At 36.7% G+C, this 619-nt stretch carries 1 pseudogene; it reads left to right on the forward strand.

The annotated features are described in order from the left end of the window. Positions 1-619, forward strand: a pseudogene (locus tag G5T77_RS16745) (IS4-like element ISAba1 family transposase); the annotation flags it as partial.

Raw genomic sequence — 619 nt, forward strand, 5'->3', positions numbered from 1 at the left:
TTATCGTCAAATTTCTCAGTTGATTTTCAATATGTTTTCATTCGACCAAGTGCAACTGACTTTAGATAGAACCAATTGGAAATGGGGAAAACGAAATATTAATATCCTGATGCTCGCAATCGTTTATCGTGGAATAGCGATACCTATCCTTTGGACATTGCTTAATAAACGTGGAAATTCAGATACGAAAGAGCGTATTGCTTTGATTCAACGCTTTATAGCCATTTTTGGTAAAGACCGTATTGTGAATGTGTTCGCAGACAGAGAGTTTATCGGTGAGCAGTGGTTTACATGGTTAATTGAACAAGACATCAACTTCTGCATTCGTGTTAAAAAAACTTCATTGTCACCAATCATTTAGGAAAGAATCATAAAATTAGTGATTTATTTCGCCATCTTAAAGTTGGTCAAATTGAATGTCGTAAACGACGGATTTTGGTTGGTCGGGTGAAACTATATATAAGTGCACTACAGTTAGAAAATGGAGAGCTTTTACTCGTCGTTTCTCCTCAGTTTAATGCCAATGCTATTCAGGATTATGCATTACGCTGGGAAATTGAAACCTTATTCAGTTGTCTCAAAGGACGCGGGTTTAATCTTGAAAATACGCGCTTGACAG

Source organism: Acinetobacter sp. GFQ9D191M, assembly GCF_011174875.1.
In the GTDB taxonomy this organism is placed as follows: domain Bacteria; phylum Pseudomonadota; class Gammaproteobacteria; order Pseudomonadales; family Moraxellaceae; genus Acinetobacter.